Origin of the sequence: Pseudomonas sp. 18.1.10 (genome assembly GCF_024655625.1) — a bacterium.
Lineage (GTDB): Bacteria > Pseudomonadota > Gammaproteobacteria > Pseudomonadales > Pseudomonadaceae > Aquipseudomonas.
In genome coordinates, this window is the sequence record NZ_JANLGL010000030.1 from 21,561 (window position 1) to 43,596 (window position 22,036).

The 22,036-nt window shown below is 62.6% G+C and carries 15 protein-coding genes; 14 read left to right on the plus strand and 1 reads right to left on the minus strand.

All coding sequences use genetic code 11. The annotated features are described in order from the left end of the window. The first annotated feature begins 142 nt into the window (after positions 1 to 142). The 13 genes from NUV89_RS07830 to NUV89_RS07890 all read left to right on the plus strand — a co-directional run bounded on the left by NUV89_RS07830 (position 143) and on the right by NUV89_RS07890 (position 18,727). Positions 143 to 4,075, plus strand: coding sequence for a hypothetical protein (locus tag NUV89_RS07830; RefSeq protein ID WP_257780869.1), 3,933 nt, complete (start codon positions 143 to 145; stop codon positions 4,073 to 4,075). A gap of 143 nt (positions 4,076 to 4,218) precedes the next feature. Beyond that, a complete protein-coding gene (locus NUV89_RS07835) occupies positions 4,219 to 4,578 on the plus strand; it encodes a response regulator (RefSeq protein ID WP_257780870.1) in 360 nt (119 codons plus the stop codon). A 444-nt stretch (positions 4,579 to 5,022) separates the two neighbouring features. Beyond that, positions 5,023 to 6,423 (plus strand): DUF1254 domain-containing protein, encoded by a 1,401-nt coding sequence (locus tag NUV89_RS07840; protein WP_257780871.1) that lies wholly within the window; start codon positions 5,023 to 5,025, stop codon positions 6,421 to 6,423. A 73-nt stretch (positions 6,424 to 6,496) separates the two neighbouring features. Then, positions 6,497 to 7,543, plus strand: coding sequence for a transporter (locus NUV89_RS07845; protein WP_257780872.1), 1,047 nt, complete (start codon positions 6,497 to 6,499; stop codon positions 7,541 to 7,543). A gap of 55 nt (positions 7,544 to 7,598) precedes the next feature. Further along, positions 7,599 to 8,573 carry a MoxR family ATPase gene (locus NUV89_RS07850; protein ID WP_257780873.1) on the plus strand — a complete coding sequence of 325 codons (975 nt, stop codon included), beginning with the start codon at positions 7,599 to 7,601 and terminating at the stop codon, positions 8,571 to 8,573. Beyond that, positions 8,570 to 9,493 carry a DUF58 domain-containing protein gene (locus tag NUV89_RS07855; RefSeq protein WP_257780874.1) on the plus strand — a complete coding sequence of 308 codons (924 nt, stop codon included), beginning with the start codon at positions 8,570 to 8,572 and terminating at the stop codon, positions 9,491 to 9,493. Before NUV89_RS07850 ends, NUV89_RS07855 begins: the two co-directional genes overlap by 4 nt. Beyond that, positions 9,490 to 9,945 carry a DUF4381 domain-containing protein gene (locus NUV89_RS07860; protein WP_257780875.1) on the plus strand — a complete coding sequence of 152 codons (456 nt, stop codon included), beginning with the start codon at positions 9,490 to 9,492 and terminating at the stop codon, positions 9,943 to 9,945. The genes NUV89_RS07855 and NUV89_RS07860 overlap by 4 nt, the downstream gene beginning before the upstream one ends. After that, complete coding sequence (locus NUV89_RS07865) at positions 9,932 to 10,927, plus strand: VWA domain-containing protein (protein ID WP_257780876.1); 996 nt, start codon at positions 9,932 to 9,934, stop codon at positions 10,925 to 10,927. The genes NUV89_RS07860 and NUV89_RS07865 overlap by 14 nt, the downstream gene beginning before the upstream one ends. Further along, a complete protein-coding gene (locus NUV89_RS07870) occupies positions 10,914 to 12,362 on the plus strand; it encodes a VWA domain-containing protein (RefSeq protein WP_257780877.1) in 1,449 nt (482 codons plus the stop codon). Before NUV89_RS07865 ends, NUV89_RS07870 begins: the two co-directional genes overlap by 14 nt. After that, positions 12,359 to 13,384 (plus strand): hypothetical protein, encoded by a 1,026-nt coding sequence (locus NUV89_RS07875; RefSeq protein ID WP_257780878.1) that lies wholly within the window; start codon positions 12,359 to 12,361, stop codon positions 13,382 to 13,384. The genes NUV89_RS07870 and NUV89_RS07875 overlap by 4 nt, the downstream gene beginning before the upstream one ends. After that, positions 13,381 to 14,382, plus strand: a complete 1,002-nt coding sequence (locus NUV89_RS07880) for an HAD family phosphatase (protein WP_257780879.1) — start codon at positions 13,381 to 13,383, stop codon at positions 14,380 to 14,382. Before NUV89_RS07875 ends, NUV89_RS07880 begins: the two co-directional genes overlap by 4 nt. A 55-nt stretch (positions 14,383 to 14,437) precedes the next feature. Then, the gene (locus tag NUV89_RS07885) at positions 14,438 to 16,024 is read left to right on the plus strand and encodes an arylsulfatase (RefSeq protein WP_257780880.1); all 1,587 of its coding nucleotides are present in this window, start codon (positions 14,438 to 14,440) and stop codon (positions 16,022 to 16,024) included. 171 nt (positions 16,025 to 16,195) lie between these two features. Beyond that, positions 16,196 to 18,727, plus strand: a complete 2,532-nt coding sequence (locus NUV89_RS07890) for a fused MFS/spermidine synthase (protein ID WP_257780881.1) — start codon at positions 16,196 to 16,198, stop codon at positions 18,725 to 18,727. Between the two features lie 161 nt (positions 18,728 to 18,888). Here NUV89_RS07890 and NUV89_RS07895 read toward each other — a convergent pair whose 3' ends face one another. Beyond that, positions 18,889 to 19,560 carry a DUF3313 domain-containing protein gene (locus NUV89_RS07895; protein WP_257780882.1) on the minus strand — a complete coding sequence of 224 codons (672 nt, stop codon included), beginning with the start codon at positions 19,558 to 19,560 and terminating at the stop codon, positions 18,889 to 18,891. 173 nt (positions 19,561 to 19,733) lie between these two features. On the opposite strand from NUV89_RS07895, the gene NUV89_RS07900 reads away from it, so the two are divergent. Beyond that, positions 19,734 to 21,929, plus strand: coding sequence for a tetratricopeptide repeat protein (locus NUV89_RS07900; RefSeq protein WP_257780883.1), 2,196 nt, complete (start codon positions 19,734 to 19,736; stop codon positions 21,927 to 21,929). The last annotated feature ends 107 nt before the right edge of the window (positions 21,930 to 22,036 follow it).

A 22,036-nucleotide genomic window follows, 5' to 3' on the forward strand; every position in this document is an offset into this window, starting at 1 on the left:
CCTCAGGCGTGCGAGGCCGGTGTTCACTCGCCGCCGTTCACGCTCGACCTGCAAGCGCATTGATAACCCACCTCGTAGGCACATACCTACAAACAGAATCCCGGCCGTTGCGCCGGAACGCTTTTGTCGCGCAGGGAAACTCATGCGTACGCCGTCAGGGTACTGGGTAGCTGACGCGCGTCCCTTCCCTCTTTGCAGGTACGCCAAAATGCCGATAGGTATGTTTATTAACAGTTTGGTCAAAACGCACGACTGGTTGAATCCATCGCACGCGCCCGCGCCTTCGACGCAGGTTCCCGTCATTTCACGGCTACCGGCGCTGGAACCGGACGGCGGCACAGACCTGCTCAAATTCATCACATGGGCTTATGCCAACTTCCCCGCGAGCGCCAACGAGCCCCCGCCCAACGACGGCGCCCTGCGTGATTTCACGCGCGAATATGAACGCGCGACCCGCGCCGAACACCTCCAGGCATTTGAGGACGGCTATCACGATGGCAAGCCCGAAGATATTGAAGGGTACAAGCCCGGCATGACGGTGGAGCGGCTGCTGGGGTTATCGTTGGGGATTCACTCGCCCGCCCACATCGGCACGTTGAGCCGGCTGATTACTCAACGCATCCTGCAGAGCGCGCCAAAACGGCAGTGGTCGGACAACGCGGCGCCGTCCACCCCTTCCCAGGCGCAACCTAGCGCTTTGCGGCTGGCCTTGGACAAGCAACAAACCCTGCAGGGACTTGGGCAAAAGCTCAATGAAATCGTCGCGCAACTGGGCAGCGAGGCCTCACCTCAAAGCGTGCAGGCTGCGTTGAAGGCCGCGCAAATCGCGGCGCAACCCCATTCATCCTCCGCGCGCAGCCTGAGCCTCGACACGTTCATCACCCGCCAGGGCCTGACGCTGCCAACCCATTACACGTCCTTGGTAAAGCTTGCCCAACAGGTGAACGACAATGCGTTGGCACATCCACTGGGCAACCTGGGCGGTGCCTTGTCCTGGCCGGTGCCCTTGAGCGCTGACGAGCAAGCGCGCCTGGCCACCTTCACCCAAACCCATACCCATCACCTCGGCAACAAGCCGACAGTGGCCACGACCCAGGGTGGCGTGCTGGAGTTCCTGCGTTATCAACTGCCACTCTGGTCGGATACGTTGAACCATCCGGCCAAGCTACTGGATGCTCTGCTCGACAGCCCGCAGGCACGTGCGATGGGCAAGGCCCTGCGGGAAAACATGCAAGGCCTTGCAACCGAGAGTAGCGACACCGATTTCCTGCTCGCCGCCATCAACCTTCAACTGGACCCGGCGTCTGCCACGGCGTTTGATCGCAACAAGGTGGCCGGTTTTGACCTGGCGAGCCCGGAACATTTCGGCAAGCCGTTGTCGACGGTGGTTGAACGCCTGCAGCAGCACCTGATCGACCAAGGCAAGTCCAGCCAAGCGACGGCAGGCGCCAGCGCGCATTTGCTGTTGGCGAGCCGGGCGCCGGTTTATCTGGTCAAAGACATCCCCAGCAATGTCACCTACGGCAGCCCGGCGTGGCTCAACCTGGTGGTTGCAGTGGCAACCCTAGAGGCGCAGACACCGGGCAAGGTCGCCAACATGACCTTTGCCCAGGTCATGCACGACGCCCAGGCGGTCAACCTGGTCGATAAAACCGTCAGCGAAAACGCGCAAACCGCGGCGCTGCTGGATTGGGGGGCCGCCAATGGGGTGATGGCCAAGAAGCACGATTCGCTCTACACCCCCGACGACCTGAAGACCTTGATCGACACGTTCAACACCCGTGTCACGCAGATGATGAGCGCCACCCAGGCCTTGGACACAGCGCTGCCCTCGCGCAAGGAAATGGCCCTGGCCGAATTGAAACAACGCTTCCCCGGGCACGAGGCGTTGTTCGAAGTAAAGGCCATCAAGGTCTTGCAACGTTACTACCCCGATAACGGCGCACCTGCGCGCGAGACCGTGGTCATGGCCGGCGAGCACTCCATGCTGGATATCGCCATGATGAGCTCGAAGGATCGCAATCTGGTTTTCCGCTCATCCGATAGCCGTCTTCCGATAAAGGAACTCAATGCCAACAAACGGTTTACGGTACTCAATGCCTTCGAGGCGGAATTGGCCAAGGGGATCGAAGCCAAGAAAAAAGCCGTGGGCACGAGCATCCAGCACCTGATTGCACAATTGCCGCTGGAAGACCGCCAGAACTTCGAATTGGGCGAAGTCAGTTTCTTTCAGAAGACGGCTTATCAGTTGGGTAAAGGGGCGTTTAGTACCACCCCGCTGCCAACCGACAAGGAACTGATGGTCAGTATCACGCGCAACGGCAAGACCACCGCGTACGCAATAGATCTCGACAAAGGCAGCATCACCCACGCCTTGCCTTGGCAAGCCGCGGCCTACGAGAAGCACACCGGGAGCCGCGTGGACAAAACCCAGGCGTTCGCCGAGACACTTCCCGCGCAGGCCCAGCCACAAGCCTCGGATGCGCCGTCGGACAGCTTTGTCTCGCCACGGACCCTGGCCATTGCCGACACCTTTGTCAAACACCTGAACCTCGACAGCCAAGACATCAAGGACCACGCCAAAGGTCTTACCACCGATGAACTGCGCGACAAGAAGATCGCCAACGTCGTGAATGTAGTGTTGGACGTAATCCCTTTTCGTTCGGCCATTGTCAACTTTCAAAAGGGCAATGTGGGCGATGGTGTCTATGACCTGGCCGTCGACCTTTTCGGGTTTTTGACCGCCGGCGCAGGAACCGTGGGCAAGGCCGTGAAAATTGGCAGCACTGCGCTGTCTACAGCGACCAAGGCCTATAAGGTGGCAAAAACCATCGGCGCAGCCACGATCAGCGCGCTGAACCCGTTGGACGGGGTCGGCGATTTGGCGGTGGGCGCCGTCCGGCTCGCCGGCAATGGCCTGAAGCAGATCGGCGCCAAGGCGCTGCAAGGCGTCAACAAGCTGCGGGGGGCCACCGGCAGTTATGACCTGCTGCATGCGGTCAGCAAGGAGCACGGCCCTACGCTGATCGGCAACTACAAGGTGGGCGACCTGGACGTTGAAGGCGCCGCGGTGCTTAAAGACAATCGTTGGTACAAATACGATCACGTCGCGAACAAGCCCTACGGCCTGCCGATCGAAGACTTTTACCCACTGGGCGCCCCCTTGTTGCGCGCGCCGCCAGGCAGTACGTTCACGCCTGACTACATGAAGTTGTTCAATAACCTTTCTGATGCCAAGACCCCGGCGAACCTGCCCGCGTTCAATAAGGGGTTTAATGCCGGGAGCCCTCAAACAATCGCTGACTACCGCCCGCAGATGAATTCCCGACAACTAAGGGAGTTGGCCGAGCGTCCCAACCGTCCTCCGTTCGAACTCGGGGTTCTGGCCCGGGAGCTGAGGAGTCGATATGTCATCAATGCCAACTACGCCACGTCAATGTTCAAGCACGACGTGCAAGGGCCTGGTACCACCGTGAACGCTCTCTCCCAGGGCTTTTACAACGCCCATGCGGACCTGCCCTCCTTGGGTGAATGCGCAGGCTTGACCTACGCGATGGCCGTGGCGATTCAAACAGGCAAGCAAGATCAACTGTTGAACAACATGCGCAAGGTCACTGAGAACGTCGACGCCCCAGCGGCCAGGACATTCATAAATGAGCTGCGCAGCCTTCAAGACCAGGTTACGCAATTCGATGCGTTCCATAATGGCAACAGAGCGGTGATGAGGGGCGCGGAAGATATTATTGAGGACCTGAGCAACGCCTCAGCCTCGATGCTGATGAAAATCGCCTCCAAGGATCACGCACTGTTGGCGGGCGCCAAGATTGAGAATGGCCAGAAGCAATGGTTTTTTTACGATCCGAATGGCGGGTTGGCCACATTCACCACACCGGAGGCCATGCAAAAAGGCATTCGCAACGTGTTGAACACCGGCAAGACGGCCGCAGTGCTGAACACCGAGCGATCCCCCTTCGGCGCACGGTTGTTCGGTGTCAGCAAATTCGAACTCAGCGATCTGACACGCCCCGGAATCGATCCTGACGTTGTGCGTAATCTATCCAACGTGCCGTTGTAACGTTCAACAGCTGGGACAATCCCTAGCGTTACAGTCACAATGCCAGCAATTGTTTCGGAACTTGCTGGCATTCTCACCACTCCCTACAGAGTTGCCGCTCCAAACCTTCAGACCAGCACCTTCATTTTTCAGGAATTCTCACTATGCCCGGCGCCTCCACCATCCTTGTAGTCGAAGACGACGCCATCGTGCGCATGCTGATCGTCGATGTACTCGAAGAACTGGAGTTCAACGTGCTTGAAGCTGCAGACGCTGGAGAAGCATTGGCGGTCGTCCAAGACGCCGCCCAGGTGATCGACCTGATGATGACCGACGTCGGCCTGCCGGACATGAACGGCAAACAACTGGCGGCCCAAGTACGCCAGCTGCGCCCTGCGCTGCCCATCCTGTTTGCCAGCGGCTATGCAGAAAACATCGACGTGCCGCCCGGCATGCAGGTGATTGGCAAGCCGTTCTCCATCGACCAACTGCGGGACAAAGTCAAATCGATGCTGCCCGCCTGAAAACCGTGATACCCCCCACACCAAGCAACTAATTCGTTCGGATAGCTAGCGTGTCTGGATTTAACTGCTAGCTTCAAACGACATGCCCTACACGACTTAGTGAACAGGGCTGCCCGAGCGCATCGATTCCTGCATGTTCGGGCCCGTTTCCAGGGAATTGGGGAACTCGCATGTTCAGGTCATCGACTGCACTGGCATTGTTGCTGGGCGCACTGGTATTGCCCGGGTTTTCTGCTCGGGCCGACAATGCCGAGACCGCCAACAAGAGCAACAGTCCGCTCAATCTCGCCCCGATCCCCACCGTGAATACAGCACCGGCATCGGCGATGGCTTGCCACAGTTCACGTTGTTCGCAGGGATTAACGTGACGTTCGGCAAATAAACCGGTTAACTCGGCGCCTTCATCCCACGCCCTTAAAAAGATCTCTGGAAGGACGCAACAACATGATTGGAAAACCGACGCGCCTGCTGTTGGCGAGCCTCTCGATACTCATGAGCACCGGCGCCCTGGCCGACTTTACCGCGTCCCCGGCCGAGGCGCGGGCGATTGCCAAGGAAGCCTACCTGTACGGCTACCCGGTGGTGGCGATGTACAAGACCCTGTACACCCAGGCCGTGGACAAAGGCGGCGCCAACTTCAAGGCACCGTTCAACCGTATTGGCAATACCGCGCAGGTGTTCAGCCCCAAGGACACCGCGTTCGTCACCCCGAACTCGGACACCCCCTATTCGTTCGTGTGGATGGACCTGCGCCGCGAACCCCAGGTGCTGACCCTGCCGAAAATCGACGACAACCGTTACTACTCGGTGCAGTTGATCGACCTGTACACACAGAACTTCGCCTACCTGGGCACCCGCAGCACCGGCAACAACGGCGGCCACTACATGGTTGCCGGCCCGGACTGGAAAGGCCAGCAGCCGGTGGACATCGACCGCGTGGTGTACAGCGAAAGCAACATCGCCTACGCCCTCTATCGCACCCAGCTGTTCGATGAAAAAGACCTGGGCAAGGTCAAGCAGATCCAGGCCGGCTACAAGGTGCAGCCCCTGAGCAGCTACGTGAAACAACCGGCGCCGGCCGCCGTGCCGAAGATCGAGTGGCCCAAGCCTACGGCCACCATGACCGAAGGCCCGCAGCTGTTTCGCTACCTGAACTTCATGCTCGCGTTTGCCCAGCCCCAGGACAGCGAAAAAGACCTGCTGGCCCGTTTTGCCAAGATCGGCATCGCCCCAGGCGCGCCGTTCAAGACCAATCAGTTGACGGCTGAACAGCGCAAGGCCCTGGAGGATGGGATCGCCGATGGCCGCGCCGAGTTTGCCGCGTTCAAGAAAGACAAAATCGACACTCACCAAGTGTCCAGCGGCGACCTGTTCGGCAGCCGTGACCGCCTGAAAAACAACTACCTGTACCGCTACGCCGGTGCCGACCTGGGGATTTTCGGCAACTCCACCGACGAAGCGATCTACCTGAGCTACTTCGTCGACAGCGAAGGCAAACCGGCCAACGGCGCGCGCCACAGCTACACCGTGCACTTCGCCAAGGACCAACTGCCGCCCGCCGAAGCGTTCTGGTCGCTGACCCTGTACGACGCCAAGACCAAGCTGCTGGTGCCCAACCACAAGAAACGCTACCTGATTAATTCGCGCATGTTGCCCGACCTCAAGCTGGACGCCGATGGCGGCCTGACCCTGGCCTTGCAACACCACGAGCCGCCGAAAGCCGAACAGAGCAACTGGTTGCCGGCCCCGCCGGGCCCGTTTTATGCCGTGCTGCGTATTTACCTGCCCAAGCCTGAGGTGGGTAACGGTCAATGGAAGCTGCCGCCGTTGACACCGCTCAAGTAACACCACGCGCCCGGCCGCTGTAGGCCGGGCGCGTACCCCCGATTTCAGGCCGTTTACAAGGATATGTAACGCCATGATTTCACGTGCCCGTTTGTGTGCTTCGCCGCTGATCTTCGGCCTGCTCGCCAGTTGCGGTGTATCCGCGGCCAACCTGCCCGACCTCGGCAGCACACCCGCTGCCGCCCCCAAGGCCGACCCCGAAACCTGCCATCGCCTGCAGCAGGACTTCGATATCGACCTCAAGCAAGTGGTCAAGGCCGGTTGCGACCCATCTACCGAACAGATCGCCAAGCTGATGGACAACCCGGTGGGCAACCTGGTGCTGTTGTTCAACCAGTTCGACTACAGCGCGCTTAAAGGCCCCCACAGCAACGGCACGCGCTACCTGGGAAAATACAGTTTCATGCCGACCTTCCCGATTGCCATCGGCGCGGACTGGAACCTGATAAACCGTATTCCCCTGAGCTACGTCAGTGCCCCGGTCAATGCCAAGGCTGGCAACCTGATCGGCATGAGCCCCTATGGCGTGCTGACCGACCGCGATTTCCCCGCGGTGGTCAACGACCCCTTCGACCGCACCTCGGGTTTTGGCGACATGGCCTATGTAGGCGTGTTCTCGCCCAAGCAACCGATCCGCTTTGCCAACGGCGGCAAGCTGGTCTGGGGCGTGGGCCCGACCGCGATGTTTCCCACCGCCGAGAAAGACGTGCTGGGCACCGGCAAATATGCCCTCGGCCCGGCATTCGTTGCCGCTTACCTGGGTGAAGACTGGACCTTGGGCTTCTTCCCGCAGCACTGGTGGTCGGTCGGCGGCGACTCGCGGCGCAAGGACGTCAGCCTGACGAATATCCAGTACTTCATCCAGCGCGCCATCCCCGGCCCCAGCCAATGGCGGGTGGGCATGACGCCCAATATCACCGTGGACTGGAAAGCCGACGGCGGTAATCGGGTCAACTTCCCCATCGGTCTCGGCGCAGGACGCATCGTCAATGTCGGCAAGCTACCGGTGCGTATCTCCGGTGAAGTGCAGTACTCGGTGATCCACGCCGACGATCAGATCAGCCCGCGCTGGAATTTCCGCCTGTCATTCATCCCGGTGATTCCAACTTTCATGCTGTGAACATTAGATCGTGGTCGCCGCCCCCTGGTGACCCAGCGTTTCAAGGAGCAATGGCATGACCGCGCTCGATGATGTGAAAGCCTTGCAAGCCAGCATGGCCGAAAGTGTCCTGGGCCAGGACCAGGTGATCCGCCAGATCCTGCTCGGCCTGTTGGCCAACGGTCACTTGCTGCTGGAAAGCCTGCCGGGGTTGGCCAAGACCCGCACGGTCAAGGCCCTGGCCCGGCACCTGGATGCGCAGATGAGCCGCATCCAGTTCACCCCCGACTTGTTGCCGTCCGACATCACCGGCGCCGAAGTGCTGCACCAGGTCGATGGCCAGAACCAGATCCGTTTCCAGCCCGGGCCGTTATTCGGCAACCTGATCCTCGCCGATGAAATCAACCGCGCCCCGGCCAAGGTCCAGGCCGCGTTGCTGGAAGCCATGGAGGAGCGCCAGATCACCGTGGCCGGCGCCAGTCACCCGTTGCCGCCATTGTTTATCGTGATCGCCACGCAAAACCCCATCGAGCAGGAAGGCACCTACCCCTTGCCGGAAGCGCAGATGGACCGTTTCGTGATGAAGCTGCTGCTGGATTACCCCAGCGCCGACCATGAAGGCCAGGTGTTGCGCCTGCTGCGCGAAGAGGAACAAGCCGCCGCGACCCAGGCCATCCAAGGCTTCACCCTGGCGCAGGAGGTGATCTTCGCCGCCCGCCGGGAAGTCAGCGCGATCCAGGTCTCCCCGGCCATCGACCGCTACCTGATCGACCTCATCAACGCCACCCGCCATCCCGCCAGTTACGATCCCGACCTGGCGCGCTGGATCAGCCTCGGCGCCAGCCCCCGTGGCGGTATCGGCCTGGACCGCTGCGCGCGCGCCGATGCGTGGTTGCAGGGCCAGGGGTTTGTCACCCCGGACAATGTGCACGCGGTGCTCCACCCGGTGCTGCGCCATCGCCTGCAACTGAGCTATGACGCGGTGGCCGATGGCGTCAGCGCGGACCAGGTGCTGGACCGCCTGCTGAGCACCGTGGCGCTGCCCGCATGAACGCCGACGGCCTGGTCTACGTCAGCCTGGCGCAGTTGATGGCCTTGCAGTTCCAGGCGCGGGGCTTGAGCTTTGTTGCGCGCCAGCCCCAAGGCAGCCTGCTGGCCGGCAACCACGCCTCACGCCTGCGCGGGCGCGGCCTCAACTTTGATGAACTGCGCCGCTACCAGCCGGGCGATGACCTGCGCCACCTGGATTGGCGCGCATCGTTGCGCACCGGCAAACCGGTGGTGCGCACCTTTACCGAAGAACGCGACCGCCCGGCGCTGATTGTGGTGGACCAGCGCATGTCGATGTTTTTTGGCTCGGTGCGCAGCTTCAAATCCGCCGTCGCCGCCGAACTGGGCGCGCTGGCTGCGTGGATGGTGTTCAACGCCGGGGACCGGGTCGGTGGGCTGGTGTTCAACGATGCCCGCATCGACAGCGTGGCGCCGTTGCGCAGCCGCAAGCGCGTGGAGGCCTTGTGCAGCCGTATCGCGCAACAAAACGCTGAACTCAAGGCCAGCAACACCGACCATGAAGGCGACGACCAACTGGACCGGGTCCTGCAGCAATGCCTGGCCGTGGCCGGCCATGACCACCTGATCTGCCTGGTCAGCGACTTTGCCGGCGCCGGCCCACGCACCCTGCAACTGCTGCAACAACTGTCGGCACACAACGACGTGGTGGCATTGCAGGTCTATGACCCGCTGGCGCTCAACCTGCCCAGCAGCGGGCAATTGCTCATCACCCAGGGGCAACTGCAAGTGGAACTGGCGGTGAGCCAACGCAAGGTGCGCCAGCCCCTGGGGGATTATCTCGGCGGTCGCCTCAAAGACGTCGCCAGCCTGTTGCGCCGCAGCCAAGTGCCGCTGTTGATGATCAGCACGGCCTCGCCTGCCGCCGTGCAGTTGCGCAATGAGCTGGGGAAGCGCCGGTGAACGCCCACGTGCCGAGCATCGAGCAGCTTCAGGAGTTGGGGTTGCCCGCGCCCGTCAGTTATTGGCCGCAGACCTGGGGCTGGGGCGTGTTGCTGGGGCTGCTGGTTCTGGGGTTACTGGTGCTGGGTGTGCGCAAGTGGCTGCACTGGCGGCGCAATGCCTATCGACGCGAAGCCTTGGCGCAGCTGGAGCGCATCAGCGACCTGCGCGAACTGCCGGCCTTGCTCAAGCGTGTCGCCCTATCGATGCCGCTGCCAGCGCAAGAGCACCAGCGCGTGCCGACCTTGCGCGGGGCCGAGTGGCAAGCCTTCCTGCAACGCCATGCCGGTGCGCCGGTGCCTGAGGACTTTAGCGAACAACTGGCGCAACTCGCCTACGGCGCGCCGTTGCAGCACCCGCATTTACTGGCCCAGTGCAAAGCCTGGGTGGAGCAACACCGTGTGGCAGCTTGACTACCCATGGCTGCTGCTCCTGCTGCCGTTGCCGTGGTTGGCCTACCGCTATTTGCCGGTGTACCAGGAAGCGCGCAGCGCGGTGCGCGTGCCGTTTTTTCGCGGCATGAGCCAAGCGGTTGGTGAGGTCCCCGCCACCCATGGCGCGCGCACTAATCGCCCGCAGTTGTGCCTCAACCTGCTGGTCTGGGGCCTGTTGGTCCTGGCCATCGCTCGCCCGGTGTGGGTGGAAAAGCCCATCGAACGCCAGCAACCGGTGCGCGACCTGATGCTCGCCATCGATATTTCCCAGTCCATGCAAACCCAGGACTTTACCGACGCCGACGGCCACAAGATCGACCGCCTCGCCGCCGTCAAACAGGTGGTGCAGGGTTTTATCCAACACCGAAAAGACGACCGCATCGGCCTGATCCTGTTTGGCAGCGGCGCCTTCCCGCAGGCGCCGTTGACCCTCGACCACGCCAGCCTGTCACGCTTGCTGGACGACAGCGGCATCGGCATGGCCGGGCCCAATACGGCAATCGGCGATGCCATCGGCCTGGGCCTCAAGCTGCTCGACCAGGCCAATGAGCCGCAAAAGGTGCTGATCCTGCTCACCGACGGCAACGACACCAGCAGCGCGATCACCCCGGACCACGCCGCCGACATGGCCGCCGCCAAGGGCGTGGTCATCCACACCATCGGCATTGGCGACCCCCAGGCCAATGGTGAAGCCAAGGTCAACCTGAGTGCCTTGCAAGGGATTGCCAACGCCACTGGCGGCCGCTATTTCCGTGCCGAGGACCGCGACAGTCTCAACCAGGTCTACGCCACCCTCGACACAATCACCCCGCATCAAGTCAACACCCTCAGCCACCAGCCCAAGCGCGACCTGTTCTGGTGGCCGCTGGGGGCCGCGCTGGTGATGCTTTCGGTGTATCACGTGATCGCAGCGCTCTGGCCGCGATACTTCAAACGGGAGGTGGCGGATGGACTTGAGTGAGTTCCACTTCCTGCGCCCCGCCTGGCTGTTGCTGGCGTTGTTTGGCGCGTTGTTGCCGCTGCTCTGGCGGCGCAGCCGTGACCTGCAACGACGCCTGCGCGGCCATATCGCCCCGCACCTGCTGCCGTATCTGCTGCTGACGCCCAGCGACCCGCATCGGGTGCGCCCGGTGCATCTGCTGAGCACCGTGCTGTTGCTCGGCGCCGTCGCCGCTGCCGGGCCGACCTGGCAGCAGGATCGCCCGGGCTTTCTCGAAAACCGCGCGCCGCTGATTATCGCCGTGGACCTGTCGCCGTCCATGGACACCGCCGATGTGCCGCCCACCCGCCTGACCGCCACCCAACACAAACTGCACGACCTGATCCAGCGCCGCCAAGGTGCACGCACCGCGCTCCTGGTGTACGCCGGCAGCGCGCACCTGGTGTTGCCGCCCACCGATGATCCCGCCCTGCTCGACACCTTTATCCAGGCCCTGAGTACCGACCTGATCGACAAGCCGGGCAAGGACGTCGCCGGGGTGATCGCTCAGGCCCGGCGCTTGCTCGGACAGTCGCCCGGCACGTTGCTGCTGGTGACCGATGGCGCCGCACAATTGCCCACGCTCACGGAAGGTTCGCTGCAAGTACTGGTGCTCGGCCTGGGCAGCAGCCCCACGCTCAAGCAACTGGCCGCAGCCACCCACGCGCCGCTGGCCAGCCTGACCTTGAATGACGACGACCTGGACTGGATCGAGCGCCATGCCCAGCAACACTTCCAGGCCGCCGACGAGCAACAGCGCCTGTTGCAGTGGAAAGACGCCGGTTATTGGCTGTGCTGGCCGTTGTTGGTGCTGGTGCTGTTCAGCATACGGCGCGGCTGGAACCTGAACTGGACGGCGCTGTTGCTGCTGGGCCTGTTGCTGCCCCCCACGCAGGTTGAGGCCAACCCCTTCCTCACGCCCGACCAGCAAGGTCGCTGGGCCTTCGAACACCACCACTACCCCGAGGCTGCTGCGCGGTTTGTCGACCCGTACTGGAAAGGCATCGCTGCCTACAACGCCGCCGATTACGACCTGGCGCAAACCACGTTCGCCGCAATGAACACGCCGCAAGCGGCCTTCTACCTGGGCAATATCCATGTGCGCCGTTTCAAGTTCGATGACGCCATCAGCGCCTATCAACACGCCTTGCAACTGCAAGCGGATTTCCCCGAAGCCAGCGCCAACCTGGCCCTGGCGATCGCCTTGAAAAAGGACACCGAAAGCGCGGCGAACAACACCCCCGAGGTCAAGCCCGATGAGGTCAAGTTCGACAAGGCCCCCGGCAAGGGCCAGAGCAAGACGGTGCAGACCGAGCAAGCCAACAACGACGCGCTGTGGTTGCAGAACCTGACCACCTCGCCGGCCACTTTCCTGCGGCGAAAATTCGCCCTGCAGGACCAGGCGGTGCAGCCATGAATCGCTGCTGTGGCGTGCTGTTGCTGCTCGCCGGGCCGTTGTGGGCGGCCGAACCGCAACTGCGGGTGCAGGCCATATTGCTGCCGGGCAGCTCGGTGGTGGTCGGCGAGCAGCTGCAAGTACAAGTGGATGTCTTGACCGACACCTGGTTTACCGCCGCCGCGACCCTGCCAGACCTCAAGCTGCCCGGCGCGCGGGTGCAACCGCCCAACGGCGAGGCGCAGCACACCACCGAGGTGATCGACGGGCAGACGTTCTATGGCATGCGCTACAGCTACGGCATCACGCCGAACGTGGCGCAACACTTCAACGTGCCGGCGCTGACGGTCAGCGCCCAACCCGGACAGGCCAGCGCGCCGTTGAGTGCGCAGAGCCAGCCATTGGCCTTTGATGCGAGCCAGCCCCCAGGCTTCGCGCCCGGCGAACCGGTGCTGGTGGCCAGTGCGGTGCGCTTGAGCCAGACCCTCGCCGCCCACGACCTCAAGGTCGGTGACAGCCTGACCCGCACCCTTACCCTGCAAGCCGACAACACCCCAGGCTTGTCGCTGCCGCCGCCGACCGCCGCGCGGATCAACGGCCTGCGCCTGTACCCGCAGGCGCCGAGCATCAGCAACCTCGACGATGGACGCGGTGCCGTCACCGGCGGCCAACGCATCGATGCGCTGGTGTACCGCGTCGAACAAGGCGGCCATTACACCCTGCCGGCCATCAGCGTGAAGTGGTGGGACAGCCGCAACCAGCGCCTGCAAGTGGCGCAATGGCCGGCGCTCACCATTGAGGCCCAGGCGATCAGCGCCTACACGCCGACGTTTTCCATCGAACACCCGCGCTGGCAACTGTCGCAGCACGTGCTGCTGTGGTTGGCATGCGTCGCGGCGCTGATCCTTGCCGGTTATCTGCTGCACAGGCTCTGGCCGCGCCTGGCCTGGACCTTGCGAAAAACGTGGGCTGCATTGCGTTGGTGGTGTCGTCGACTACGCTTGCTTCCACTGAACCCCCGTCACGAAAAGGACTTGCCATGACGTCGCTGCGTTCTGCCCTGCCCCTGTTGTTCCTGTTGAGTTTGCCCGCCTTCGCCGCCGACCCGCTGCCCTCGTGGAATGAAGGCGCGAACAAACAACAGATCATCGAGTTCGTCCAGGCGGTCACCACTGAAGGTTCCAAGGACTACGTCAAGCCGGCCGAACGCATCGCTGTGTTCGACAACGACGGCACCCTGTGGACCGAACAACCGGCGTATTTCGAAGTGCTGTTCGCCTTTGACGAAGTCAAGCGCCTGGCGCCCCAGCACCCCGAGTGGCAAACCACCCAACCCTTCAAGGCGGTGCTTGAAGGCGATCACCAGGCGCTCGCCGCCAGCGGCATGGACGGCCTGCTGAAAATCATCGGCGCCACTCACACGGGAGTCAGTACCGAAGCGTTTATCGACAACGCGAAAAACTGGCTAAAACAGGCTCGTCACCCGAAAACCGGCAAGCCGTTCAACCAAATGATCTACCAGCCCATGCTGGAGATGCTCGACTACCTGCGCAGCCAGCAATTCAAGACCTACATCGTCTCCGGCGGCGACACCGCGTTTATGCGCGCGTTTGCCGAAGAGGTCTACGGCGTGCCACCGGAGCAGGTGATCGGCTCGAATTTCGTCACCCAATACCAACTCAAGGACGGCCAGCCGCAAGTGCTGCGCACCGCCAAGCTGGCCCATAACGACGACGGCCCGGGCAAGCCGGAAAGCATCGATTCGATCATCGGGCGGCGGCCGATCCTGGCCTTCGGCAACTCCGACGGCGACCTGCAAATGCTGCAGTGGACCGCCGCCGGCAAAGGCAAGCGCTTGATGGGCCTGGTGCACCACACCGACGCCCAGCGCGAATGGGCCTATGACCGCAATTCTCAGGTGGGGCGCCTGGACAAGGCGTTGGACCTGGCCAGGACACAGCACTGGACCGTGGTGGGCATGGCGAGCGACTGGCGCCGCATCTACCCCTTCGATCCAGCTGTGCAAGCAGAGGTGCAATAAGCAAATCCGCAGGTCGCAAGCACTGCGACTCAAGCCCTACCAAGGAGCAAGTCTTATGACTCGCATACGTAAGTGGCTGCCGAAACTCGCCCTGGTGGCAGTTTCGGTGATAGGGGCCTCGGCATCCGCCTGGGCCGCTGAAAAGCCGAATATCCTGGTGATATTCGGCGATGACATCGGGCAAACCAACATCAGCGCCTATTCCATGGGTGTGGTGGGCTACAAGACCCCGAATATCGACCGGATCGCCAAGGAAGGCATGATGTTCACCGACTACTACGCGGAGAACAGCTGCACCGCCGGGCGCTCGTCGTTTATCACCGGGCAGACGCCGTTGCGCACTGGCCTGTCCAAGGTCGGCGCGCCGGGGGCGTCGGTGGGCTTGCAAAAGCGCGACATCACCATTGCCCAGGCCCTCAAGTCCCTCGGCTACGCCACCGGCCAATTCGGCAAGAACCACTTGGGCGACAAGGATGAATACCTGCCCACCAACCACGGCTTCGATGAGTTCTTCGGCAACCTCTATCACCTCAACGCCGAAGAGGAGCCCGAGCGCCCCTATTGGCCCAAGGACGACGCCGCCTTCGTCAAGGCCAACTCGCCCCGTGGGGTGATCCACAGCTTTGCCGACGGCAAGATCGAAGACACCGGCGCCTTGACCACCAAGCGCATGGAAACCATCGACGACGAAACCACGGCCGCCGCCCAGGCGTTCATCAAGAAGCAAGCCGAAGCCGACAAGCCCTTCTTCGTGTGGATGAACACCACGCGCATGCACTTGTTCACCCACGTGCGTGACTCGATGAAAGGCCAGAGTGGCATGCCCGGCAACGAATACGCCGACGGCATGCTGGAACACGACGGCGATGTGGGCAAACTCCTGCAAACCCTCGACGACCTGAAAATCGCCGACAACACCATCGTGGTCTACACCACCGACAACGGGCCGAACCAGTTCTCCTGGCCGGACGCGGCCACCACGCCGTTTCGCAATGAGAAAAACTCCAACTGGGAAGGCGCCTATCGCGTACCGGCGATGATCCGCTGGCCGGGCAAGATCAAGCCGGCCGAGGTCTCCAACGAGTTGTTCTCGGGCATGGACTGGTTCCCCACACTGCTCGCGGCTGCGGGTGACACCGAGGTCAAGGACAAGTTGCTCAAGGGCTGGGCACCGACCTCCGGGGGGGCGAGCTTCAAGGTGCACCTGGACGGTTTCAACCAGCTGCCCTACCTGACCGGTCAGCAACCCAAAGGCGCCCGCGACGAGTTCTACTACTTCAACGATGACGGGGTACTGGTCTCGGCGCGCTTTGGCAACTGGAAGGCGGTGTACTGCGAACAACGTGCGCCCGGTGGGTTCAAGGTGTGGAGCGAGCCCTTCGTGTGCCTGCGGGTGCCGAAGATCTTCAACCTGCGCATGGACCCGTATGAACGGGCGGACGTGGTCTCTGATCAGTACTACGACTGGAGCACGAAAAACGTCTACCTGGTGGCGGTGGCGGTGACCAAGTCGGCGCAGTTCCTGCAAACCTTTGTTGAATACCCGCCGAGCCAGAAGCCGGCGAGTTTTAGCATTGATCAGATTCGCTCGGCCGTGGACGCGAAGATTGCGGAGAAGACAAAAGCAGGCAGTGCTCAATAACTGACACAACACAGGGCAAATGTGGGAGCGGGCTTGTGTGGGAGCGGGCTTGCTCGCGAAGACGGTGTGCCAGTCGCCGAATGTATAGACTGAATTACCGCTTTCGCGAGCAAGCCCGCTCCCACAAAAGCCCGCTCCCACAGGGTTCTCTACGCAATTTGGGATTTGGTTATGACCACACGCACCGCCAGCAAGCCGATAGCCGTCAGCCACACCCCCTCAATCCTGATCCCCGCCCTCCTCCTGTTCATCTCCGGCGGCGCGGCGTTGGTGTACCAGGTGCTGTGGATCAAGCAACTGTCGCTGGTGGTCGGCGTGGAGGTGTATGCGATCACCACCGGCATCAGCGCGTTTTTTGCCGGGCTGGCCCTCGGTGGGCTGCTGTTCGGACGTTTGGCGGACCGCTTCGCGCGGCCGCTGTTGTTGTATGCAGGTCTGGAATTATTAGTCGCCCTGTTCGGCGTTGGCGCCACGTGGGCGCTGGGCACGGCTGCGTTACCTTTTGCCTGGCTGGAAGTACGCATCGGCCTGTTGGCCTGGGCGCTGCCGTTTGCCCTGGTGGGCCTGCCAGCGTTGTTGATGGGCGGTACGCTGCCGGTGCTGGTGCGTGCGCTGAGCATCGATGCCAAAGGCTTGAGCCAGGCGGGCGGGCGCTTGTACGCGGCGAACACCGCTGGCGCGATCGTCGGCACGTTGCTCACCGCGTTTGTGCTGATCGCACAGTTTGGCGTACGTGGCAGTGCGCTGGTGGCGGCGCTGTTCAACCTCGTCGCGGCGGCGGGTGCGCTGGCCGCTGTGCGCCATCACGCGCCGGTGGTGGTCGCGCCCACACGCAGTGAGCCGCCGGCGCGCCTGGCCCTGGTGCTGTACGCCATCGCCGGTGGCGTGGCGTTGGGGTATGAGGTGGTCTGGTCGCAATCCATCGTGCAGTTCATGAGTACGCGCACCTATGCGTTTGCCGTGGTGCTCGCCACGTACCTGTGCGGGTTGTTTATCGGCAGCCAAATGATGTCGCGGCGGGTGGCACGGATTCGTGATCCCTGGGGGGTATTTGGCCTGTTGATTGCGGGCGCGGGGCTGGTCGCGTTGCTGGAAATCGCCCTGCTCGGACGCTGGCTGGTGCTGCTGCAAACCCAGGCCGAAGCGCTGGTGCTGGGCCTGGGCGGTAGCGAGTTGCCAGGGATGAGCGCACGGTTTGCTGTGGCGGCGCTGTGCATTGTGTTTGTGCCGACGCTGTTGCTTGGCGCGGCGTTTCCCTTGGCGCTGCGCCTGAGTGTCGGCAACCGCCATGTGGGGCGTGATGTGGGCGCCGTCGTGGCCTTCAACACCTTGGGCGGGATCGTCGGGGTAATGCTCTGCGGTTTTGTGCTGATTCCCTGGCTGGGGTTGGTGCGCACCTTGGGGTTGCTGGCGGTGATTGCTGCGGGCGTGGGTTACCTGGCTGTGCGCCGCGGCCATGGGGTGAAAAAGGGCCGGCGCCAAGCGGTGGTTGCACTGGGCTTGGTGTCACTGGCCGTAGCGCTGCTGACGCCGGTGGATCGCCTGGCGAAATTGCTGCCGGGGGCGCGTAATGCCAACCTCGCGTTTTATCAGGAAGGCCGGGGCGCGACGGTCGCGGTGGTCAGCCAAGGCCAGGGTGCGCGGGCGTTTCAGCGCCTGTATATCCAGGGCGTGTCGAATACCGGTGACGCCATGCCGTCGCTGCGCTACATGCGGGTGCAGGCGTTGCTGCCGCTGTTGATTCACAACGGTGAACCCAAGTCGGCGCTGGTGATCGGCTTCGGCACCGGCATTACCGCGGGTGCGCTGTTGCGTTATCCCGGCCTGGACCAGCGTGTGGTCGCCGAACTGCTGCCTGCGGTGATCGACGCGGCGCCGTTGTTCAAAGGCAATTTCAATGCGGCCACTGACCCCGGCATCGACCTGCGCCTGCGCGATGGTCGCCAGGAATTGCTGCGCACCCCGCACGCCTATGACCTGATTACCCTCGAACCGCCGCCGCCCTCCGCCGCTGGCGTGGTCAACCTGTATTCCCAGGACTTCTACCAATTGGCTGCCACGCGCCTGGAGAAAAACGGCCTGCTGGCCCAGTGGCTGCCGTTGCCGACGCAAAACATCGACGATTCCCGCGCGCTGGTGCGCAGCTTCCTGAATGTGTTCCCGTATGCCTCGCTGTGGACCAGCGAGTTTCACGAGATGCTGCTGGTGGGCTCTCGCGAGCCCATCGAGTTGGACGCGGCGCGCATCCGCCAGCGTTTCGACCAACCCGGCGTCAGTCGTGCACTGGCCGACGTGGGCATCGATTCGGCCGCCACCTTGTTGGCGACGTGGGTCACTGATCGCCAGGGCCTGGAACGCTTCGCCGCTGATGCCTTGCCGGTCACTGACGACCAGCCGCGCATCGAATACGCGCCGTGGGTACGCAGCAAAGAGATCACCCGCGTCCTGCCAGCCCTGCTCGACCTGCGCGTGCCCGCACCGCTGCGCAATGCCGACGCCGCCTTCACGCGCACCCTCGGCGCCGAACAGCAGCGCCTGATGCAGTTCTACCGCGCCAGCCTGCATGCCTATGACGGTGATCGCGATGCCTGGGGGCGGGATATTCGAGAGGTGTTGCAGCAGGACAGTGCCAACCCGTACTACCGCTGGTTTTGCGCAGCGCCTTGTGGAAGCGGAGTGTCAGCCACTGCATCAGGTGACTGAACCACCGCTATCGCGTTCGCATGCTGGATCAGGTTTGCACCGATCAAACTGTGGGAGCTGGCTTGCCTGCGATGGCGGTGGATCTGCTGCATCGATGTTGACTGGCAGGCCGCCTTCGCGGGCAAGCCCGCTCCCACATTGGGTTTGTGGTGTTGCGGGGTTTAGTGTTTTTTCAGCTTTACATAGGACTGGTGCAAGTCCGACGCCCAGCCATCAATCACGCTTTTCACGTCGTCGGCCTTCATCACTTGGGCTTCGTTGGCCAGCGGCTTGCCGGTGCCTTTGCGCACCACCTGGGCGATCACCTTGCCACTGGCACCGTCAAGGAACTGCGCCTCGGTGCCCAGGGTGGTTTCCTGGTCACGGTGGCCAGACGCGGTACTGGCGGCGGCCACGACCAGCGCTACCGGAATGTATTCGTACGGGGCGAGGCCTTCAGTCTTGCTGCTCACGGCGGTGATCGCCGCACGCACCACAATCACCCCGGGGCCAGGCGCGTTGGCCAGTGGCAGGGACTTCTCCAACTCACGCTTGAGCGCCTGGTTGTAGTAGGTGTTGATGCCGTTGAGCGTGCTCTCCGGGATCTTCGCGGTGGCCTGGGGTTTGGGGTAGAACTGTGTCGGCTCGACGTAGACGGCGGTGTAGCGGCTCAGGTCCAGCTTGGGATCGACCCAGCGCATCACCTCGGCACCGGACGGTGACTTGGCTTCCTTGAGGTGGCTGTAGTCCGAGAGAAAACCGGAATACTCGTCCGGTTGGGTGACTTTGCTGGCACAGCCTGTCAGTCCGAGCGAGGCGACACACAGCGTGCTGATCACTAGCCTTAGTTTCATCATTGAACTCCCTGGCGGTCATCACTGAAACATTGAGCTGTAGGTATAGCCAACTCTGGGGAAATCGCGGTTATTTCATCTGCCGGGTTTGACAGACCTGTGACCTGCGTCAAAGCTGCACACAGCTTAAGCGCGCCGTAGAGCGTCCACGCATCAAGACAGCGGAAGTCGGAATGCCAGAGCCCAAAAAAGCCAAAAAAGCTGTACCCCACCGTGATCCATCCCGTCGTTACCTCTACCCCGTATTGATTGTGTTGCTGTTGTTGGCCATGGCCGGGATCTGGTTTTTCCTGCAAGCCAGCACGCCTCGGTTGTCAGCGCCCGTTGTCGCCGCCAAGCCAGCGGTGATTACCCCCGCGCAGATGGTCGATGAGCAGCAATGCCAGGGCTGCCACCAGGCCCAGGCCAAGGATTGGCAAGGTTCCCACCACCAATTGGCGATGCAGGTGGCGACGGCGCAGACGGTGCCCGCCGACTTCAATGACGTCACGTTCAGCGCCGAAGGCGAGACCACGCGGTTTTATCAACGGGGCGCCGAGTTCTGGGTCAATACCCCGGGGGCCGACGGCCAGCCCGCCGACTTCAAGGTGGCGTACACCTTTGGCATCGCGCCGCTGCAGCAATACCTGATCGACGTGGGCGACGGTCGCCTGCAAGCCCTTGGCGTGGCCTGGGATATGCAGCAGAACCGCTGGTTTCACCTCTACCCCGGCCAGGGCGTGAACGTCAAGAACCCGCTGCACTGGAGCAAACCCAGCCAGAACGCCAACTTCATGTGCGTCGAATGCCACACCACCGGCTACAAACGTAATTTCGACGCGGTCAACAACACCTTCGACAGCCAGTGGAACAGCCTCGGCGTCGGTTGCCAGGCCTGCCACGGCCCGGCGTCCAACCACCTGCAATGGGCCGCTAAAAAAGGCGACTTGCTGCACATGGGCTTCGCCGTAGACCTGAAAGACAAGGACGCCACCGTCGAGCTCGAAACCTGCGCCCGCTGCCACGCCCGCCGCGCGCCATTGGGCGATGGGTTTACCGTCGGCAAACGGCTGATGGACGACTACCTGCCCAGTGTACTGACCCGCGAGCTGTATGCCCTGGACGGCAAGATCAAGGACGAAGTGTTCGAACACGGCTCCTTCGCCCAAAGCAAGATGGCCGACAAAGGTGTGCGCTGCAGCAACTGCCACAACCCCCACAGCGCTGAACTCAAGGCGCCAGGCAATGGGGTATGCCTGCAATGCCACAACACCGCTGGCAAGACCCCAATCGCCACCGTGGACGGGCGCGGCTTGCAGGCCAAGGACTACGACGGCGCCGCGCACATGGGCAAAACCGGCGCCTTTTGCGTGGATTGCCATATGCCCGGCAAGGTGTACATGGGCAATGACTTGCGCCATGACCACAGTTTCAGCATCCCACCCGGCGCCCGTGATGTGCTCAAGGCACCGGGTTACGCCGAGAACATGGCGTTGATTCGGGGCGGCCAACCGGGCGCGGCCCAGGCGCTGTATGAACAGCTGGCGCGAGGCAACCTGCCGGCGATCCAGCGTGCAACGTTGCTGGTGGAGTTGCCCAATTACCCCAGTGAACAGGCGTTGAAACTGGCGACCAAGGACCTTGGCAACCCGGCGCCCCAGGTGCGTGAGAGTGCCGTGCGTGCGGTCAGCGCCCTGCTCCCGCCCCCGGAGCGTGTCGCCCTCTATGGGCCGTTGCTGCGTGATCCGGTGCGCGCCGTGCGCATCCTCGCCGCGCGGGACTTGCTCAGCGTTCCAAGCCAGGGCCCGGCGTGGAGCAGCGCCATCGCCGAATACGAACAGGTGCAACTGAGCCTGCTGGAGCGCGCCGAAGCCAACCTCAACCTGGCGATGCTCTACCAGGCCAGCGGCCGTGGCGACAAAGTCGAAGCCCAACTGCGCAGCGCCCTGCTGCGCGACCCGGATTTCTTTCCGGCGCTGGTGACCCTGGCGCAGTGGCTGGAAGCCAATGGCCGTGGGCCGGAAGCGCGAGACCTGATCGTGGATCAGTTGGCGCAGCACCCGGACGCGGCGCTGTTGCAACACACCCGAGGCTTGATGGCGATTCGTGCAGGTGAGCCGGCTAGCGCCATGACGTATTTGCGCAACGCCGTGCGCCTCGACCCGGCCAACGCCCAGTACGCCTTTGTCCTAGCGGTGGCGTTGCATGACAGTGGCAAGGTCGACGAAGCCTGCGAACAACTGGAAAACCTGCTCCAGCGCCAGCCGTACAACCGTAATGCACGGCTGTCGCTGATCCAGTACTACCTGGAAAACGGCCAGGAGCCGAAAGCGCAGGGGGTCATGCAGAGTTGGAAAAAACTCAACCCCGGCGACCCCGCGCTGAAATAAATACCAGATGAATGCTGCACCTGTGGCGAGGGAGCCTGAGCCTTACATGCGTTCGCGCGGGATCAGGCTCTGCTACTGCGACGCCAGGAAGTTCGCATCAAAGCCAA

Excerpts from the sequence above, each read along its gene's own strand:
- NUV89_RS07850 (WP_257780873.1), top strand. The coding sequence starts at position 7,599 with ATGACCGCGCTCGATGATGTGAAAGCCTTGCAAGCCAGCATGGCCGAA.
- NUV89_RS07845 (WP_257780872.1), top strand. The coding sequence starts at position 6,497 with ATGATTTCACGTGCCCGTTTGTGTGCTTCGCCGCTGATCTTCGGCCTG.
- NUV89_RS07870 (WP_257780877.1), top strand. The coding sequence starts at position 10,914 with ATGGACTTGAGTGAGTTCCACTTCCTGCGCCCCGCCTGGCTGTTGCTG.
- NUV89_RS07900 (WP_257780883.1), top strand. The coding sequence starts at position 19,734 with ATGCCAGAGCCCAAAAAAGCCAAAAAAGCTGTACCCCACCGTGATCCA.
- NUV89_RS07880 (WP_257780879.1), top strand. The coding sequence starts at position 13,381 with ATGACGTCGCTGCGTTCTGCCCTGCCCCTGTTGTTCCTGTTGAGTTTG.
- NUV89_RS07890 (WP_257780881.1), top strand. The coding sequence starts at position 16,196 with ATGACCACACGCACCGCCAGCAAGCCGATAGCCGTCAGCCACACCCCC.
- NUV89_RS07840 (WP_257780871.1), top strand. The coding sequence starts at position 5,023 with ATGATTGGAAAACCGACGCGCCTGCTGTTGGCGAGCCTCTCGATACTC.
- NUV89_RS07830 (WP_257780869.1), top strand. The coding sequence starts at position 143 with ATGCGTACGCCGTCAGGGTACTGGGTAGCTGACGCGCGTCCCTTCCCT.
- NUV89_RS07885 (WP_257780880.1), top strand. The coding sequence starts at position 14,438 with ATGACTCGCATACGTAAGTGGCTGCCGAAACTCGCCCTGGTGGCAGTT.
- NUV89_RS07875 (WP_257780878.1), top strand. The coding sequence starts at position 12,359 with ATGAATCGCTGCTGTGGCGTGCTGTTGCTGCTCGCCGGGCCGTTGTGG.
- NUV89_RS07895 (WP_257780882.1), bottom strand. The coding sequence starts at position 19,560 with ATGAAACTAAGGCTAGTGATCAGCACGCTGTGTGTCGCCTCGCTCGGA.
- NUV89_RS07835 (WP_257780870.1), top strand. The coding sequence starts at position 4,219 with ATGCCCGGCGCCTCCACCATCCTTGTAGTCGAAGACGACGCCATCGTG.
- NUV89_RS07855 (WP_257780874.1), top strand. The coding sequence starts at position 8,570 with ATGAACGCCGACGGCCTGGTCTACGTCAGCCTGGCGCAGTTGATGGCC.